We start from the raw sequence: 1,217 nt of genomic DNA on the forward strand, positions 1-1,217 counted from the left end.
CCTCGTTTCCTTTTCTGGCTACCTCTCTACTTGAGAGGCAGTGCAATCATACAAGAGAATAGGGTGTTAATTTCCCGAACCCATGGAAAAAAGCCCTCCTACCAAACGGCCGCGCTATGATGCGGCCTTCCGCACCGAAGCCCTGCGGCTGGCCAGCGAAAGCCGCTCCACGCTGGCGGCCGCCCGCGCGCTAAACATCGATGCTAAGCGGATTTATGCCTGGCAGAAAGCAGCTCAACCGCCCTTGCCCGCCGACCCGGCCGAGGCCGCCGAAGTGCGGGTCCTGCGTGCGGCCAACAAACGGCTGGCCCAGGAACTCGATATTTTAAAAAAAGCCATCGCCATCTTCACGCAGCCCCCGACGCCATGAGTACGCTGCAATTTATTGACCAGCAGCGCGCTTTTCACCCCGTCCAGCAGCTTTGCCAGGTCCTGGGCGTGGTGCCCAGCCGCTACTATGCCTGGCGGCACCGGCCGGCGGCCGGGGTCGTGGAGCGGGCGGAACCGGCCTGGGAAACGGAAATGGTGGTCGTGTTTGACGACCATAAACGCCGCTATGGAACGCGCCGGCTCCAGGTTGAATTGCGGGAACTGGGGCACCGGGTGGGCCGGCAGGCCCTGCGCACGGGGCTGCGCCGCCACGGGCGGAAAGCCTTGCAGCCCAAGGCCTTTGTCCCGCGCACCACCGACTCCACGCACGGGCAGCGGTGCGCCCCCAACTTGCTGCTCGACCAACCCAAGCCCACCCAGGCCAACCGGGTGTGGGTGAGCGACATTACCTGCCTGCCCCTGGCCAGCGGGGCCTGGGCCTACTTGTGCGCCTTTCAGGACCTGTGCACCAAGCATGTGGTGGGCTGGCAGGTGCGTGCCGACATGCCCGAAGCCCTGGTCACCAGCGCCTTGCAGCGGGCCCTGCTGGCCCAACGGCCCGCCCCCGATCTCATCGTCCATTCCGACCGGGGCGGCCAATACGTGGGCAACGCCTACAAGGCCCTGTTGCGCGGGGCCCAGGCCCAGCTCTCGCACAGCCGGCGCGGCGAATGCTACGACAATGCCCAAGCCGAAAGCCTGTGGTCACGCCTGAAAACCGAGGAACTCGAAGCCCGCGACTGGCCCGTGTTCGCTGACTTAGCCGACGCGCAAGCCAGCGTCGCTAACTATTTTGACTACTACAACCACGAGCGACGCCACTCCAGCATTGGCTATATGAAGCCCTA

General features: G+C 64.5%; 2 protein-coding genes. Both read left to right on the top strand.

Annotated features, from left to right (window positions below; all coding sequences use genetic code 11):
- Window positions 1-82 precede the first annotated feature (82 nt).
- Window positions 83-370 (top strand): transposase, encoded by a 288-nt coding sequence (locus tag IEW17_RS20585; protein WP_188563943.1) that lies wholly within the window; start codon window positions 83-85, stop codon window positions 368-370.
- Window positions 367-1,217, top strand: an 851-nt coding sequence (locus IEW17_RS20590) for an IS3 family transposase (protein ID WP_188563944.1), incomplete at its 3' end; no start/stop codon positions are given. The genes IEW17_RS20585 and IEW17_RS20590, both read left to right, overlap by 4 nt.

This window comes from Hymenobacter frigidus (genome assembly GCF_014640435.1).
Taxonomy (GTDB): Bacteria; Bacteroidota; Bacteroidia; order Cytophagales; family Hymenobacteraceae; genus Hymenobacter; species Hymenobacter frigidus.

What these genes read in the sequence shown, in the direction of transcription:
- IEW17_RS20585 (WP_188563943.1), top strand. Translation starts at nt 83, where the DNA reads ATGGAAAAAAGCCCTCCTACCAAACGGCCGCGCTATGATGCGGCCTTC.